This window comes from Pseudomonas sp. L5B5 (genome assembly GCF_020520285.1).
Lineage (GTDB): Bacteria > Pseudomonadota > Gammaproteobacteria > Pseudomonadales > Pseudomonadaceae > Aquipseudomonas.
The window spans coordinates 4,903,041-4,919,075 of sequence record NZ_CP084742.1; the positions used below are offsets into that span (position 1 = coordinate 4,903,041).

General features: G+C 56.1%; 11 protein-coding genes. All 11 read left to right on the top strand.

Annotation, left to right across the window (positions count from 1 at the left end; all coding sequences use genetic code 11):
• The first annotated feature begins 204 nt into the window (after nt 1–204).
• On the top strand, nt 205–4,278 hold the full coding sequence (gene rpoB / locus LGQ10_RS22415; protein WP_226523234.1) for a DNA-directed RNA polymerase subunit beta: 4,074 nt from the start codon (nt 205–207) through the stop codon (nt 4,276–4,278).
• A gap of 64 nt (nt 4,279–4,342) precedes the next feature.
• Entirely contained in the window at nt 4,343–8,542 is a 4,200-nt protein-coding gene (gene rpoC, locus LGQ10_RS22420) for a DNA-directed RNA polymerase subunit beta' (protein ID WP_226523235.1), read from the top strand.
• Nucleotides 8,543–8,741: 199 nt separating this feature from the next.
• A complete protein-coding gene (gene rpsL, locus LGQ10_RS22425; protein WP_003186084.1) occupies nt 8,742–9,113 on the top strand; it encodes a 30S ribosomal protein S12 in 372 nt (123 codons plus the stop codon).
• A gap of 111 nt (nt 9,114–9,224) precedes the next feature.
• A complete protein-coding gene (rpsG, locus tag LGQ10_RS22430) occupies nt 9,225–9,695 on the top strand; it encodes a 30S ribosomal protein S7 (RefSeq protein WP_003186074.1) in 471 nt (156 codons plus the stop codon).
• 30 nt (nt 9,696–9,725) lie between these two features.
• The gene (fusA, locus tag LGQ10_RS22435; protein WP_226523236.1) at nt 9,726–11,873 is read left to right on the top strand and encodes an elongation factor G; all 2,148 of its coding nucleotides are present in this window, start codon (nt 9,726–9,728) and stop codon (nt 11,871–11,873) included.
• A 34-nt stretch (nt 11,874–11,907) separates the two neighbouring features.
• Complete coding sequence (gene tuf / locus LGQ10_RS22440; protein ID WP_226523231.1) at nt 11,908–13,101, top strand: elongation factor Tu; 1,194 nt, start codon at nt 11,908–11,910, stop codon at nt 13,099–13,101.
• A gap of 140 nt (nt 13,102–13,241) precedes the next feature.
• The gene (rpsJ, locus tag LGQ10_RS22445; RefSeq protein WP_003186070.1) at nt 13,242–13,553 is read left to right on the top strand and encodes a 30S ribosomal protein S10; all 312 of its coding nucleotides are present in this window, start codon (nt 13,242–13,244) and stop codon (nt 13,551–13,553) included.
• 80 nt (nt 13,554–13,633) lie between these two features.
• Entirely contained in the window at nt 13,634–14,269 is a 636-nt protein-coding gene (gene rplC, locus LGQ10_RS22450) for a 50S ribosomal protein L3 (RefSeq protein WP_007924205.1), read from the top strand.
• A gap of 12 nt (nt 14,270–14,281) precedes the next feature.
• Complete coding sequence (rplD, locus tag LGQ10_RS22455) at nt 14,282–14,884, top strand: 50S ribosomal protein L4 (RefSeq protein ID WP_058436289.1); 603 nt, start codon at nt 14,282–14,284, stop codon at nt 14,882–14,884.
• Nucleotides 14,881–15,180 (top strand): 50S ribosomal protein L23, encoded by a 300-nt coding sequence (rplW, locus tag LGQ10_RS22460; protein ID WP_002555488.1) that lies wholly within the window; start codon nt 14,881–14,883, stop codon nt 15,178–15,180. The genes rplD and rplW overlap by 4 nt, the downstream gene beginning before the upstream one ends.
• A gap of 14 nt (nt 15,181–15,194) precedes the next feature.
• Complete coding sequence (gene rplB, locus LGQ10_RS22465; RefSeq protein WP_058436290.1) at nt 15,195–16,019, top strand: 50S ribosomal protein L2; 825 nt, start codon at nt 15,195–15,197, stop codon at nt 16,017–16,019.
• The last annotated feature ends 16 nt before the right edge of the window (nt 16,020–16,035 follow it).

Genomic DNA, 16,035 nt, shown 5'->3' on the forward strand with positions numbered 1-16,035 from the left:
CCAGCCCAAGCGTTGAGCGAACGGCTGATGGCTGGTGGCTTTTGCCACCGGCCTTTTTCCGTTATTGGCAGCCGACTGAGTTGGTGCCTTTAACGTGCTGTAATCCACCCTGAGTGGTGGCGCAAACCAAAGGGTTTGCACGATTTTCTGGCTGCTCCCGTCGGGAGGAGCCGAATAAGCAGGTGACCAAGCTGGGGAACGCTGATGGCTTACTCATACACTGAGAAAAAACGTATCCGCAAGGACTTTAGCAAGTTGCCGGACGTCATGGATGTGCCGTACCTCCTGGCCATCCAGCTGGATTCGTATCGTGAATTCTTGCAAGCGGGAGCGACTAAAGATCAGTTCCGCGACGTGGGCCTGCATGCGGCCTTCAAATCCGTTTTCCCGATCATCAGCTACTCCGGCAATGCTGCGTTGGAGTATGTCGGTTATCGTCTGGGCGAACCGGCGTTTGATGTCAAAGAATGCGTGTTGCGTGGTGTGACTTACGCCGTACCTTTGCGGGTAAAAGTTCGTCTGATCATTTTCGACAAAGAGTCGTCGAATAAAGCGATCAAGGACATCAAGGAACAAGAAGTCTACATGGGTGAAATTCCCCTGATGACTGAAAACGGTACCTTCGTTATCAACGGTACCGAGCGTGTGATCGTTTCCCAGTTGCACCGCTCCCCTGGCGTATTCTTCGACCACGACCGTGGCAAGACGCACAGTTCCGGTAAGCTGCTGTACTCCGCGCGGATCATTCCTTACCGCGGTTCGTGGCTGGACTTCGAGTTCGACCCGAAAGACTGCGTGTTCGTCCGTATCGACCGTCGTCGCAAGCTGCCGGCATCGGTTCTGCTGCGCGCGCTGGGCTACACCACTGAAGAAGTGCTGGACGCTTTCTACACCACCAACGTATTCCACGTTAAAGGCGAGAGCCTGAGCCTGGAGTTGGTGCCTCAGCGCCTGCGTGGTGAGATTGCCGTTCTGGACATCCAGGATGACAAGGGCAAGGTTATTGTCGAGCAGGGTCGTCGTATCACCGCTCGTCACATCAACCAGCTGGAAAAAGCCGGTATCAAAGAGCTGGATGTACCTCTGGACTACGTCCTGGGCCGTACCACCGCCAAGGCTATCGTGCACCCGGCTACCGGTGAAATCCTGGCAGAGTGCAACACCGAGCTGAACACCGAGATCCTGGCAAAAATTGCCAAGGCTCAGGTTGTTCGTATCGAGACTCTGTACACCAACGACATCGACTGCGGTCCGTTCGTCTCTGACACTCTGAAGATCGACTCCACCAGCAACCAATTGGAAGCGCTGGTCGAGATCTATCGCATGATGCGTCCTGGCGAGCCACCGACCAAAGATGCTGCCGAGACTCTGTTCAACAACCTGTTCTTCAGTCCTGAGCGCTATGACCTGTCCGCCGTTGGCCGGATGAAGTTCAACCGTCGTATCGGTCGTACCGAGATCGAAGGTTCGGGCGTTCTGTGCAAGGAAGACATCGTTGCCGTACTGAAGACTCTGGTCGACATCCGTAACGGTAAAGGCATCGTCGACGACATCGACCACCTGGGTAACCGTCGTGTTCGCTGTGTTGGCGAAATGGCCGAGAACCAGTTCCGCGTTGGCCTGGTGCGCGTAGAGCGCGCGGTCAAAGAGCGTCTGTCGATGGCTGAAAGCGAAGGCCTGATGCCGCAAGATCTGATCAACGCCAAGCCAGTGGCTGCCGCGGTGAAAGAGTTCTTCGGTTCCAGCCAGCTGTCCCAGTTCATGGACCAGAACAACCCGCTGTCCGAGATCACCCACAAACGTCGTGTATCTGCACTCGGCCCAGGTGGTCTGACTCGTGAGCGCGCGGGCTTCGAAGTTCGTGACGTGCACCCGACTCATTACGGTCGTGTGTGCCCGATCGAAACGCCTGAAGGTCCGAACATCGGTCTGATCAACTCCTTGGCTGCCTACGCTCGCACCAACCAGTACGGCTTCCTGGAGAGCCCGTACCGTGTGGTGAAGGAGGGTCTGGTAACCGACGAGATCGTGTTCCTGTCCGCCATCGAAGAGGCCGATCACGTGATCGCCCAGGCTTCGGCGACCATGAACGACAAAGGTCAGCTGATCGACGAGCTGGTAGCTGTTCGTCACCTGAACGAATTCACCGTCAAGGCGCCGGAAGACGTCACCTTGATGGACGTTTCGCCGAAGCAGGTAGTTTCGGTTGCAGCGTCGCTGATTCCGTTCCTCGAGCACGACGACGCCAACCGTGCGTTGATGGGTTCCAACATGCAGCGTCAGGCTGTACCGACCCTGCGTGCCGACAAGCCGCTGGTGGGTACCGGCATGGAGCGCAACGTTGCCCGTGACTCCGGCGTCTGCGTCGTGGCTCGTCGTGGCGGCGTGATCGACTCGGTCGACGCCAGCCGTATCGTGGTTCGTGTTGCTGATGACGAAGTTGAAACCGGTGAAGCCGGTGTCGACATCTACAACCTCACCAAGTACACCCGCTCCAACCAGAACACCTGCATCAACCAGCGTCCGCTGGTGAGCAAGGGTGATCGGGTTCAGCGCAGCGACATCATGGCCGACGGTCCGTCTACCGATATGGGTGAACTGGCGCTGGGTCAGAACATGCGCATCGCGTTCATGGCATGGAACGGCTTCAACTTTGAAGACTCCATCTGCCTGTCCGAGCGTGTGGTTCAGGAAGACCGCTTCACCACGATCCACATCCAGGAACTGACCTGTGTGGCTCGTGATACCAAGCTTGGGCCAGAGGAAATCACCGCGGATATCCCGAACGTGGGTGAAGCTGCGCTGAACAAGCTGGACGAAGCCGGTATCGTTTATGTGGGTGCTGAAGTCGGCGCTGGCGACATCCTGGTGGGCAAGGTCACTCCGAAAGGCGAGACCCAGCTGACTCCGGAAGAAAAGCTGCTGCGCGCAATCTTCGGTGAAAAGGCCAGCGATGTTAAAGACACTTCCCTGCGTGTGCCTACCGGTACCAAGGGTACTGTCATCGACGTACAGGTGTTCACTCGTGATGGCGTGGAGCGTGACTCTCGTGCCCTGTCGATCGAGAAGAGCCAGCTGGATGAGATTCGCAAGGACCTGAACGAAGAGTTCCGCATCGTTGAAGGCGCAACCTTCGAGCGTCTGCGTGCTGCCCTGGTTGGCCACAAGGCTGAAGGTGGTGCTGGCCTGAAGAAGGGTCAGGAAATCACCGACGAAGTTCTCGACGGTCTCGAGCATGGGCAGTGGTTCAAGCTGCGCATGGCTGAAGACGCTTTGAACGAGCAACTCGAGAAGGCCCAGGCCTACATCGTTGATCGTCGTCGTCTGCTGGACGACAAGTTCGAAGACAAGAAGCGCAAACTGCAGCAGGGCGATGACCTGGCTCCGGGCGTGCTGAAAATCGTCAAGGTCTACCTGGCAATCCGTCGTCGCATCCAGCCGGGCGACAAGATGGCCGGTCGTCACGGTAACAAGGGTGTGGTCTCCGTGATCATGCCGGTTGAAGACATGCCGCACGATGCCAATGGCACGCCGGTCGACGTGGTCCTCAACCCGCTGGGTGTACCTTCGCGTATGAACGTTGGTCAGATTCTCGAAACTCACCTGGGCCTCGCGGCCAAAGGTCTGGGCGAGAAGATCAACCGCATGGTCGAAGAACAGCGCAAGGTCGCAGAACTGCGTACCTTCCTGGACGAGATCTACAACCAGATTGGCGGTCGTAACGAAGATCTGGACAGCTTCTCCGATCAGGAGATCCTGGACCTGGCGAACAACCTGCGCGGCGGTGTGCCGATGGCCACTCCGGTGTTCGACGGCGCCAAGGAAAGCGAAATCAAGGCCATGCTGAAACTGGCAGACCTGCCAGAAAGCGGCCAGATGCAGCTGACCGACGGCCGTACCGGCAACAAGTTCGAGCGTCCAGTTACCGTTGGCTACATGTACATGCTGAAGCTGAACCACTTGGTAGACGACAAGATGCACGCTCGTTCTACCGGTTCTTACAGCCTGGTTACTCAGCAACCGCTGGGTGGTAAGGCGCAGTTCGGTGGTCAGCGTTTCGGGGAGATGGAGGTCTGGGCACTGGAAGCGTACGGTGCTGCATACACTCTGCAAGAAATGCTCACAGTGAAGTCGGACGATGTGAACGGTCGTACCAAGATGTACAAAAACATCGTGGACGGCGATCACCGTATGGAGCCGGGCATGCCCGAGTCCTTCAACGTGTTGATCAAGGAAATTCGTTCCCTCGGCATCGATATCGATCTGGAAACCGAATAACACGTGACGCGAAGGGGAGCGGGGCAGGCATTGCCCGCTCCCTGCTCCGCCAGGAGGAAAGGCCTTGAAAGACCTACTGAATTTGCTGAAAAACCAGGGTCAAGTCGAAGAGTTCGACGCCATCCGTATCGGATTGGCTTCGCCTGAGATGATCCGTTCGTGGTCGTTCGGTGAAGTTAAAAAGCCGGAAACCATCAACTACCGTACGTTCAAACCTGAGCGTGACGGCCTGTTCTGCGCCAAGATCTTTGGCCCGGTAAAGGATTACGAGTGCCTGTGCGGTAAGTACAAGCGCTTGAAGCACCGTGGTGTGATTTGCGAGAAGTGCGGCGTTGAAGTCGCGCTGGCCAAGGTTCGTCGTGAGCGCATGGCGCACATCGAGCTGGCTTCGCCGGTTGCCCACATCTGGTTCCTGAAATCGCTGCCGTCCCGTATCGGCTTGCTGATGGACATGACCCTGCGTGATATCGAGCGCGTTCTCTACTTCGAGAGCTATGTCGTTATCGATCCAGGCATGACCACCCTTGAAAAGGGTCAGTTGCTGAACGACGAGCAGTACTTCGAAGCGCTGGAAGAGTTCGGCGACGATTTCGATGCCCGCATGGGTGCCGAGGCTGTCCGCGAACTGCTGCACGCTATCGACCTGGAGCACGAGATTGGTCGTCTGCGCGAAGAAATTCCGCAAACCAACTCCGAAACCAAGATCAAGAAACTGTCCAAGCGTCTGAAGTTGATGGAAGCCTTCCAGGGTTCCGGCAACCTGCCAGAGTGGATGGTGCTGACCGTTCTGCCGGTTCTGCCGCCAGACCTGCGTCCGCTGGTACCGTTGGACGGTGGTCGTTTCGCGACGTCCGACCTCAACGACCTGTACCGCCGCGTGATCAACCGTAACAACCGCTTGAAGCGCCTGCTTGACCTGTCCGCTCCGGACATCATCGTGCGCAACGAAAAGCGTATGTTGCAAGAAGCGGTCGACGCCTTGCTCGACAACGGTCGTCGTGGCCGCGCTATCACCGGTTCGAACAAGCGTCCTCTGAAATCCCTGGCTGACATGATCAAGGGTAAGCAAGGTCGTTTCCGTCAGAACTTGCTCGGTAAGCGTGTTGACTACTCCGGTCGTTCGGTAATTACCGTAGGCCCGACCCTGCGTCTGCACCAGTGCGGCCTGCCTAAGAAGATGGCTCTTGAGCTGTTCAAGCCGTTCATCTTCGGCAAGCTGGAAATGCGCGGTCTCGCGACCACCATCAAGGCGGCCAAGAAAATGGTCGAGCGCGAACTGCCAGAGGTTTGGGACGTTCTCGCTGAAGTGATTCGCGAACACCCGGTTCTCCTCAACCGTGCACCGACCCTTCACCGTCTGGGTATCCAGGCGTTTGAGCCGGTACTGATCGAAGGCAAGGCTATCCAGCTGCACCCTCTGGTCTGTGCTGCGTACAACGCCGACTTCGACGGCGACCAAATGGCCGTGCACGTACCGCTGACACTGGAAGCCCAGCTGGAAGCGCGTGCGTTGATGATGTCGACCAACAACATTCTGTCGCCAGCCAACGGTGAGCCAATCATCGTTCCGTCGCAGGACGTTGTACTGGGTCTGTACTACATGACTCGTGAAGCGATCAACGCCAAGGGCGAGGGTCGTGTGTTCGCGGACCTGCAAGAAGTTGACCGTGTGTTCCGCGCCGGCGAAGCCGCGCTGCACGCGAAGATCAAGGTTCGTATCAACGAAACCGTCAACGATCGTGATGGCGGCAGCGTGAGTGCTACCCGTATTGTCGACACCACTGTCGGTCGTGCACTGCTGTTCCAGGTTGTGCCAAAAGGCCTGTCGTTCGACGTCGTCAACCTGCCGATGAAGAAAAAAGCGATCTCCAAGCTGATCAACCAGTGCTACCGCGTGGTTGGTTTGAAAGAGACCGTGATCTTCGCTGACCAGTTGATGTACACCGGTTTTGCCTACTCGACTATCTCTGGTGTTTCCATCGGCGTTAACGACTTCGTTATCCCTGATGAAAAGGCCCGCATCATCGGTGCTGCCACCGACGAAGTGAAAGAAATCGAGAGCCAGTACGCCTCCGGCCTGGTAACCCAGGGCGAGAAGTACAACAAGGTGATCGACCTTTGGTCGAAGGCCAACGACGAAGTCTCCAAGGCGATGATGGCCAACCTCTCGAAAGAGAAGGTCATTGATCGCAATGGTGACGAAGTCGATCAGGAATCTTTCAACTCGATGTACATGATGGCTGACTCGGGTGCGCGGGGTTCCGCCGCACAGATCCGCCAGTTGGCCGGTATGCGTGGTCTGATGGCCAAGCCGGACGGCTCCATCATCGAAACGCCGATTACTGCGAACTTCCGTGAAGGTCTGAGCGTACTCCAGTACTTCATCTCGACTCACGGTGCTCGTAAAGGTCTGGCGGATACCGCGTTGAAAACTGCGAACTCCGGTTACCTGACTCGTCGTCTGGTAGACGTAGCGCAGGACCTGGTGGTAACCGAGATCGATTGCGGCACCGAACACGGCCTGCTGATGACTCCGCACATTGAAGGCGGTGATGTTGTAGAGCCGCTGGGTGAGCGCGTATTGGGTCGTGTTATTGCCCGTGATGTATTCAAGCCAGGTACCGAAGACGTCATCGTTCCTGCGGGCACTCTGGTAGACGAGAAGTGGGTTGAGTTCATCGAGCTGAACAGCATCGACGAAGTGATCGTGCGTTCTCCGATCAGCTGCGAAACCCGCTACGGCATTTGCGCCAAGTGCTACGGTCGTGACTTGGCTCGTGGTCACCAGGTGAACATCGGTGAAGCTGTCGGCGTTATCGCTGCCCAGTCCATCGGTGAGCCGGGTACCCAGTTGACCATGCGTACGTTCCACATCGGTGGTGCGGCAAGCCGGACCTCTGCAGCTGACAGCGTTCAGGTGAAGAATGGCGGTACCGTCCGTCTGCACAACCTGAAGCACGTTGAGCGAGTGGATGGCCATTTGGTTGCTGTGTCTCGTTCGGGTGAGCTGGCTATCGCTGACGACTTCGGTCGTGAGCGCGAGCGCTACAAGCTGCCGTACGGTGCTGTGATCTCGGTTAAAGAAGGCGACAAGGTCGACGCTGGCGCAATCGTGGCCAAGTGGGACCCGCACACCCACCCGATCGTTACCGAAATGAAAGGTACCGTGACCTACGTGGGCATGGAAGAAGGCATCACGATCAAGCGTCAGACTGACGAATTGACCGGTATGACCAACATTGAAGTGCTTGACGTCAAAGATCGTCCAGCTGCCGGCAAGGATATTCGTCCTGCGGTGAAGATGGTGGGTATGGATGGCAAGGATCTGCTACTGCCGGGTACCGACGTACCGGCCCAGTACTTCCTGCCGGCTAACGCCCTGGTCGGTGTTGCCGACGGTGCGCAGATTGCGATCGGTGATGTTATCGCTCGTATTCCGCAAGAAACTTCGAAGACCCGCGACATCACCGGTGGTCTGCCGCGTGTTGCCGACTTGTTCGAAGCTCGTCGCCCGAAAGAGGCCTCGATTCTGGCTGAAGTCAGCGGCACCATCGCGTTCGGTAAGGAAACCAAGGGCAAGCGCCGTCTGGTCATTACCCCGAACGACGGAAGCGATCCGTACGAAGAGCTGATTCCGAAGTGGCGTCACCTGAACGTCTTCGAAGGCGAGCAAGTGAATCGCGGCGAAGTTATCTCCGACGGTCCGAGTGATCCACACGACATCCTGCGTTTGCTGGGTGTCAGTGCGCTGGCCAAGTACATCGTCAATGAGATCCAGGACGTTTATCGCCTGCAGGGCGTGAAGATCAACGACAAGCACATCGAGACCATCCTGCGTCAGATGCTGCGTAAGGTTGAGATTGCCGAGTCCGGCGATTCCAGTTTCATCAAGGGCGACCAGATGGAACTGACTCACGTACTGGTAGAAAACGAGCGCCTGAGCAGCGAAGACAAGTTCATCTCCAAGTACACCCGCGTGCTGTTGGGTATTACGAAGGCGTCCTTGTCCACCGAATCGTTCATCTCGGCGGCCTCCTTCCAGGAGACCACACGAGTACTGACCGAGGCGGCAGTGACTGGCAAGCGTGACTACCTGCGCGGCCTGAAAGAGAACGTGGTCGTGGGTCGTCTGATCCCGGCTGGTACCGGTCTGGCTTACCACAGCGAGCGCAAGCGTCGTCGTGATGCCGACAAGCCTCTGCGCGTAAGTGCAAGCGAAGTCGAAGCAGCACTGACTGAAGCTTTGAACTCTAGCGGTAGCTGATGCCGGTAGTGGATTGAGGCGAGGCCCCGACTTCCCGGGAGTAAACCACGGCATTTGTGTCGAGGTTCACTGATCGGGGAGGCCGGGGCCTTGTCTTGACTGGGGGCAAGATCCTCTTTAGACTCTTGTACCCCTAAATTTGGTAGAGCTCCTGCTCTGCCATTTTGTTTATGTCGAAAGACAACAGTGGAGCTAGTAGATGGCAACTATCAACCAGCTGGTACGTCAGCCGCGTAAGCGTATCGTCGAGAAATCCGACGTGCCTGCGCTGCAGAACTGCCCGCAACGTCGTGGCGTGTGCACTCGCGTGTATACCACTACGCCGAAAAAACCAAACTCGGCACTGCGTAAAGTATGCCGTGTGCGTCTGACCAACGGTTTCGAGGTTTCCTCGTACATCGGTGGTGAAGGCCACAACCTGCAAGAGCACAGCGTCGTTCTGATTCGTGGCGGCCGTGTAAAAGACTTGCCAGGTGTTCGTTACCACACCGTTCGCGGCTCTCTGGATACCTCCGGCGTTAAAGGTCGTAACCAGGGTCGTTCGAAGTACGGTACCAAGCGTCCGAAGTAATCGGTCGTTTTGCGGTTTTTATTTATATTGAGTCGATAAGAGTAAGGTCGGGCACGCATTCTTTGGATGACCTGTCCCGAGCTAACCTGAAGACCGTTTGAGGGCTTATCAATGCCAAGACGTCGCGTAGCAGCCAAACGTGAGATTCTGGACGATCCGAAATACGGAAGCCAGATCCTCGCCAAGTTCATGAACCACGTAATGGAAAGCGGCAAGAAAGCCGTTGCCGAGCGTATTGTTTATGGCGCGCTGGACAAAGTTAAAGAGCGCAAGAACAGCGATCCCCTGGAAATCTTCGAGAAAGCTCTCGACGCCATCGCTCCGCTGGTCGAAGTGAAGTCGCGCCGTGTAGGCGGTGCTACTTACCAGGTTCCGGTCGAAGTTCGTCCGTCCCGTCGTAACGCTCTGGCAATGCGCTGGTTGGTAGACTTCGCGCGCAAGCGCGGTGAGAAGTCTATGGCTCTGCGTTTGGCTGGCGAACTGCTGGACGCTGCCGAAGGCAAGGGTGCTGCAGTTAAGAAGCGTGAAGACGTTCACCGTATGGCTGAAGCCAACAAGGCTTTCTCGCACTACCGCTTCTAATATCGGCATCATTCAATTTGCGAGGGCTTTATGGCTCGTACTACAGCAATCAACCGCTACCGTAACATTGGTATCTGTGCCCACGTTGATGCGGGCAAGACTACCACTACCGAGCGGATCCTGTTCTATACAGGTCTCAGCCACAAGATGGGTGAGGTGCATGACGGCGCTGCTACTACCGACTGGATGGTGCAGGAGCAGGAGCGTGGTATTACCATCACGTCCGCTGCTGTTACTACCTTCTGGAAGGGTTCGCGCGGCCAATACGATAACTATCGTGTAAACGTTATCGATACCCCTGGTCACGTAGACTTCACTATTGAAGTAGAGCGTTCCCTGCGCGTACTCGACGGTGCGGTCGTTGTGTTCTGCGGTACATCCGGTGTTGAGCCTCAGTCCGAAACCGTATGGCGTCAAGCCAACAAGTACGGCGTTCCACGTATTGTCTACGTGAACAAGATGGACCGTGCGGGTGCTAACTTCCTGCGCGTTGTTGGTCAGATCAAGAATCGTCTGGGGCACACCCCGGTTCCGGTTCAGTTGGCTATCGGTTCGGAAGATAACTTCCAGGGTCAGGTCGACCTGATCAAGATGAAGGCGATCTACTGGAACGACGACGACAAGGGTACTACCTATCGTGAGGAAGAGATTCCTGCCGATATGCTGGACCTGGCTAACGAGTGGCGCTCCAACATGGTTGAAGCTGCTGCTGAAGCCAACGAAGAGCTGATGAACAAGTACCTTGAAGAAGGTGAGCTGACCGCTGAAGAGATCAAGGCCGGCCTGCGTGCGCGCACCTTGGCTAGCGAGATCGTTCCGGCTGTCTGCGGTTCTTCGTTCAAGAACAAGGGTGTTCCCCTGGTTCTCGACGCCGTTATCGACTTCCTGCCTGCTCCTACCGAGATCCCAGCGATCAAGGGTATCCATCCGGATCTCATCGAGAAGCCGAAAGAGGAGTTGGTGGAGGCGGATTACGACGAGCGTCACGCGGATGATGCTGAGCCCTTCTCTGCTCTGGCGTTCAAGATTGCCACTGACCCGTTCGTTGGTACTCTGACTTTCGTGCGCGTTTACTCGGGCTTCCTGAGCTCGGGCGACTCCGTGATCAACTCGGTCAAGGGCAAGAAAGAGCGCGTTGGTCGTATGGTGCAGATGCACGCCAACCAGCGTGAAGAAATCAAGGAAGTGCGTGCAGGTGATATCGCTGCGCTGATCGGCATGAAGGACGTCACTACTGGTGACACTCTGTGCGATCTCGACAAGCAGATCATTCTTGAGCGTATGGACTTCCCTGAGCCTGTGATTTCGGTAGCGGTAGAGCCGAAAACCAAGCAGGACCAGGAAAAGATGGGTATCGCACTGGGCAAGCTGGCTCAGGAAGACCCGTCGTTCCGTGTCAAGACCGACGAAGAGACGGGTCAAACCATCATCTCCGGTATGGGTGAGCTGCACCTGGACATCCTCGTTGACCGCATGAAGCGCGAGTTCAACGTCGAGGCCAACATCGGCAAGCCGCAGGTTTCGTACCGCGAGAAGATCAGCAAGAGCAACGTCGAGATCGAAGGCAAGTTCGTTCGCCAGTCCGGCGGTCGCGGTCAGTTCGGTCATTGCTGGATCCGTTTCTCGGAGCCGGACGTCGATGCGAGCGGCAACATCACTGAAGGCCTGGTCTTCACCAACGAGGTTGTTGGTGGTGTGGTTCCTAAGGAATACATTCCGGCTATCCAGAAGGGTATCGAAGAGCAGATGAAGAACGGCGTCGTTGCCGGCTATCCGCTGATCGGCCTGAAGGCTACCGTGTTTGATGGTTCCTACCACGACGTCGACTCCAACGAGATGGCGTTCAAGGTAGCGGCCTCCATGGCGACCAAGCAGCTGGCCCAGAAGGGCGGTGGTGTTGTGCTTGAGCCGATCATGAAGGTTGAAGTAGTAACCCCCGAGGACTACATGGGTGACGTGATGGGTGACCTGAACCGTCGTCGTGGTCTGATCCAGGGTATGGACGACTCGGTGTCCGGCAAGGTTATCCGTGCCGAAGTGCCACTGGGTGAGATGTTCGGTTATGCGACCGACGTCCGTTCCATGTCTCAGGGTCGCGCGAGCTACTCTATGGAATTCTCCAAATACGCCGAAGCTCCGTCGAACATCGTCGAAGCTCTCGTTAAAAAACAAGGCTGATTCAGCCTCCCCTTTAGGCTAGGAGTTAATTGTCGTGGCTAAAGAAAAATTTGAACGTAACAAACCGCACGTCAACGTTGGCACCATCGGTCACGTTGACCACGGTAAAACCACTCTGACTGCTGCTCTGACTCGCGTTTGCTCCGAGGTTTTCGGTTCGGCCAAGGTTGACTTCGACAAGATCGACAGCGCCCCGGAAGAAAAAGCTCGTGGTATCACCATCAACACCGCTCACGTTGAATACGATTCGGCTGTGCGTCACTACGCGCACGTTGACTGCCCAGGTCACGCCGACTACGTAAAAAACATGATCACCGGTGCTGCCCAGATGGATGGCGCGATTCTGGTTTGTTCGGCCGCTGATGGTCCGATGCCACAAACTCGTGAGCACATCCTGCTGTCCCGTCAGGTTGGCGTTCCGTACATCGTTGTCTTCCTGAACAAGGCTGACATGGTTGATGATGCTGAGCTGCTGGAGCTGGTTGAGATGGAAGTGCGCGATCTGCTGAGCACTTACGACTTCCCAGGTGACGACACTCCGATCATCATCGGTTCGGCTCTGATGGCTCTGAACGGCCAAGACGACAACGAAATGGGTACCACCGCTGTTAAGCGTCTGGTAGAAACTCTAGATACCTACATTCCAGAGCCAGAGCGTGCAATCGACAAGCCGTTCCTGATGCCAATCGAAGACGTGTTCTCGATCTCCGGTCGTGGCACCGTGGTAACTGGCCGTGTTGAGCGTGGCATCGTTCGCATCCAGGAAGAAGTTGAGATCGTTGGTCTGCGCGATACTCAGAAAACTACCTGCACCGGCGTTGAAATGTTCCGCAAGCTGCTCGACGAAGGTCGTGCTGGCGAGAACTGCGGCGTTCTGCTGCGCGGCACCAAGCGTGATGATGTTGAGCGTGGTCAGGTTCTGGTTAAGCCAGGTACCGTTAAGCCGCACACCAAGTTCACTGCAGAAGTTTACGTTCTGAGCAAGGAAGAAGGCGGTCGTCATACTCCGTTCTTCAAAGGCTACCGTCCACAGTTCTACTTCCGTACTACTGACGTGACTGGTAACTGCGAGCTGCCAGAAGGCGTTGAAATGGTAATGCCAGGTGACAACATCCAAATGGTTGTTACTCTGATCAAAACCATCGCGATGGAAGATGGTCTGCGTTTCGCTATCCGTGAAGGCGGTCGTACCGTCGGCGCTGGCGTCGTAGCCAAAGTCATCGAGTAATCGACGGCTCATGAAGAAGCCCCCGCTTGCGGGGGCTTTTTTATTGGGTTGACACTCTGTGGGGCCGTCTATAGAATTGCGCCTCCTTTTAACGGGCGTATTGCGCCCGGTGGGAATAGCAGCCTGGAGTCTGAAATCCAATGCAAAATCAGCAAATCCGTATCAGGTTGAAGGCTTTCGACCATCGCCTGATCGACCAATCCACCCAGGAAATCGTGGAAACCGCGAAACGTACTGGTGCTCAAGTGCGTGGTCCAATTCCACTGCCTACCCGTAAAGAACGGTTCACCGTTCTGGTCTCTCCGCACGTCAACAAAGACGCGCGCGACCAGTACGAGATCCGTACTCATAAGCGTGTACTGGACATCGTCCAGCCAACGGATAAAACCGTTGATGCTCTTATGAAGCTTGATCTTGCGGCAGGTGTGGAAGTGCAGATCAGCCTCGGCTAAGACTCGGTCTTAGTCGTGTAACGCTCTGAAATGGGCGGCCATAGCGGGTGAAAGCCCCGTACACTCATGAGGTTTACAACATGACTATTGGTGTAGTCGGTCGTAAATGCGGTATGACCCGTATTTTCACCGAAGAAGGTGTCTCCATTCCGGTCACGGTCATTGAGATCGAGCCGAATCGCGTCACCCAGTTCAAAACTGAAGAAACCGATGGCTATCGTGCAGTGCAAGTCACTGTAGGTGAGCGTCGTGCTTCGCGCGTGACTGCTGCTCAAGCAGGCCACTTCGCTAAAGCGAACGTTGCTGCCGGTCGTGGCGTTTGGGAGTTTCGTCTTGAAGAAGGCGAGTACCAAGCTGGCGATCTGATCAATGCAGAAATCTTCGCAGCTGGCCAACTGGTAGATGTTACCGGTCAGTCGAAAGGTAAAGGCTTCGCCGGTACCATCAAGCGTTGGAATTTCCGCGGTCAAGATAACACCCACGGTAACTCCGTCTCCCACCGCGTCCCGGGTTCTATTGGCCAGTGCCAGACTCCTGGTCGTGTATTCAAGGGCAAGAAAATGTCCGGTCATATGGGCGCTGAGCGCGTGACCGTACAGTCCCTGGAAGTAGTGCGCGTCGACGCTGAACGCAATCTGTTGTTGGTCAAGGGTGCTGTTCCTGGCGCTACTGGCGGCAATCTGGTTGTGCGTCCGGCTGCCAAGGCTCGCGGTTAAGGGGAAGCTGACATGCAATTAAATGTAAATGACGCTCAAGCGATCGAAGTTTCCGAACTGACATTTGGCGGCGAATTCAACGAGACGCTGGTTCACCAAGCAGTCGTGGCCTATATGGCCGGCGGCCGTCAGGGTAGCAAGCAGCAAAAGACCCGTTCCGACGTTTCCGGTGGCGGCAAGCGCCCATGGCGTCAGAAAGGTACTGGCCGTGCTCGTGCCGGTACTATCCGTAGCCCAATCTGGCGTGGCGGCGGTACCACTTTCGCAGCTCGTCCACAGGATCACTCCCAGAAGCTGAACAAGAAGATGTATCGCGCAGCAATGCGTTCCATCCTTGCTGAGCTGGTGCGTACTGATCGTCTGGTCGTGGTTCAGGATTTCGCTGTTGAAACTCCAAAAACCAAAGATCTGCTGGGCAAGCTGAACAGCATGAGTCTGACCGACGTTCTGATCGTGTCTGACGCTGTTGATCAGAACCTGTACCTGGCTGCTCGTAACCTTCCTCACGTCGATGTACGTGATGTGCAGGGTTCCGATCCAGTTAGTCTGATCGCATACGACAAAGTGTTGATCACTGTGTCGGCCGTGAAGAAATTCGAGGAGCTGCTGGGATGAACCAGGAACGCGTATTTAAAGTTCTGCTTGGCCCGCATGTTTCCGAGAAGGCTACGGTTCTGGCAGACAAAAAAGGCCAGTTCGTTTTCAAGGTTGCTACCGATGCAACCAAGCTGGAAATCAAGAAGGCCGTCGAAAGCCTGTTCAGCGTGAAAGTGGAACGCGTTACTACCCTGAATGTTCTGGGTAAGAGCAAGCGTACCGCTCGCGGTCTGGGCAAGCGTAATGACTGGAAGAAGGCAGTTATCTCCCTTCAGCCAGGCCAAGATCTCGATTTCAGCAGCAGTGCTGAGTAAGGAAGGGGCGCATCATGGCAATCGTTAAATGCAAACCGACTTCCCCTGGCCGCCGTTTTGTGGTCAAGGTGGTCAACCAGGAGCTGCATAAAGGCGCTCCTCACGCACCGCTGATCGAGAAAAAATCGAAGTCTGGTGGTCGTAACAACAATGGCCGTATCACTACTCGTCACGTTGGTGGTGGTCATAAGCAGCATTATCGTCTGGTCGACTTCCGTCGCAACGACAAGGATGGCATCGCTGCCACCGTCGAGCGCATCGAATACGATCCAAACCGTACTGCTCACATCGCCCTGCTGTGCTATGCAGATGGCGAGCGTCGCTACATCATCGCCCCTAAAGGCGTGAGTGCTGGCGACCAGCTGATCGCAGGTGCCCTGGCACCGATCAAGCCGGGCAACGCTCTGCAGCTGCGTAACATTCCAGTTGGTAGCACCGTGCACGGCATCGAACTGAAGCCAGGCAAGGGTGCCCAAATCGCTCGTTCCGCTGGTGCTTCGGCTCAGTTGGTCGCTCGCGAAGGTGTCTACGTCACCCTGCGTCTGCGCTCTGGTGAAATGCGTAAAGTATTGGCTGAATGCCGTGCGACCCTGGGCGAAGTCTCGAACTCCGAGCACAGCCTGCGTTCGCTGGGTAAAGCTGGTGCCAAACGCTGGCGTGGCGTTCGCCCAACCGTTCGTGGTGTTGCCATGAACCCGGTTGACCACCCACATGGTGGTGGTGAAGGTCGTACCTCCGGTGGTCGTCATCCGGTATCGCCATGGGGCTTCCCGACTAAGGGCGCGAAGACTCGTGGTAATAAGCGTACCGACAAAATGATCGTCCGTCGTCGCAAGTAAATAGAGGGATACGACA

What these genes read in the sequence shown, in the direction of transcription:
- rplD (WP_058436289.1), top strand. Translation starts at nt 14,282, where the DNA reads ATGCAATTAAATGTAAATGACGCTCAAGCGATCGAAGTTTCCGAACTG.
- rplW (WP_002555488.1), top strand. Translation starts at nt 14,881, where the DNA reads ATGAACCAGGAACGCGTATTTAAAGTTCTGCTTGGCCCGCATGTTTCC.
- rplC (WP_007924205.1), top strand. Translation starts at nt 13,634, where the DNA reads ATGACTATTGGTGTAGTCGGTCGTAAATGCGGTATGACCCGTATTTTC.
- rpsL (WP_003186084.1), top strand. Translation starts at nt 8,742, where the DNA reads ATGGCAACTATCAACCAGCTGGTACGTCAGCCGCGTAAGCGTATCGTC.
- fusA (WP_226523236.1), top strand. Translation starts at nt 9,726, where the DNA reads ATGGCTCGTACTACAGCAATCAACCGCTACCGTAACATTGGTATCTGT.
- rpsJ (WP_003186070.1), top strand. Translation starts at nt 13,242, where the DNA reads ATGCAAAATCAGCAAATCCGTATCAGGTTGAAGGCTTTCGACCATCGC.
- rplB (WP_058436290.1), top strand. Translation starts at nt 15,195, where the DNA reads ATGGCAATCGTTAAATGCAAACCGACTTCCCCTGGCCGCCGTTTTGTG.
- rpoB (WP_226523234.1), top strand. Translation starts at nt 205, where the DNA reads ATGGCTTACTCATACACTGAGAAAAAACGTATCCGCAAGGACTTTAGC.
- rpsG (WP_003186074.1), top strand. Translation starts at nt 9,225, where the DNA reads ATGCCAAGACGTCGCGTAGCAGCCAAACGTGAGATTCTGGACGATCCG.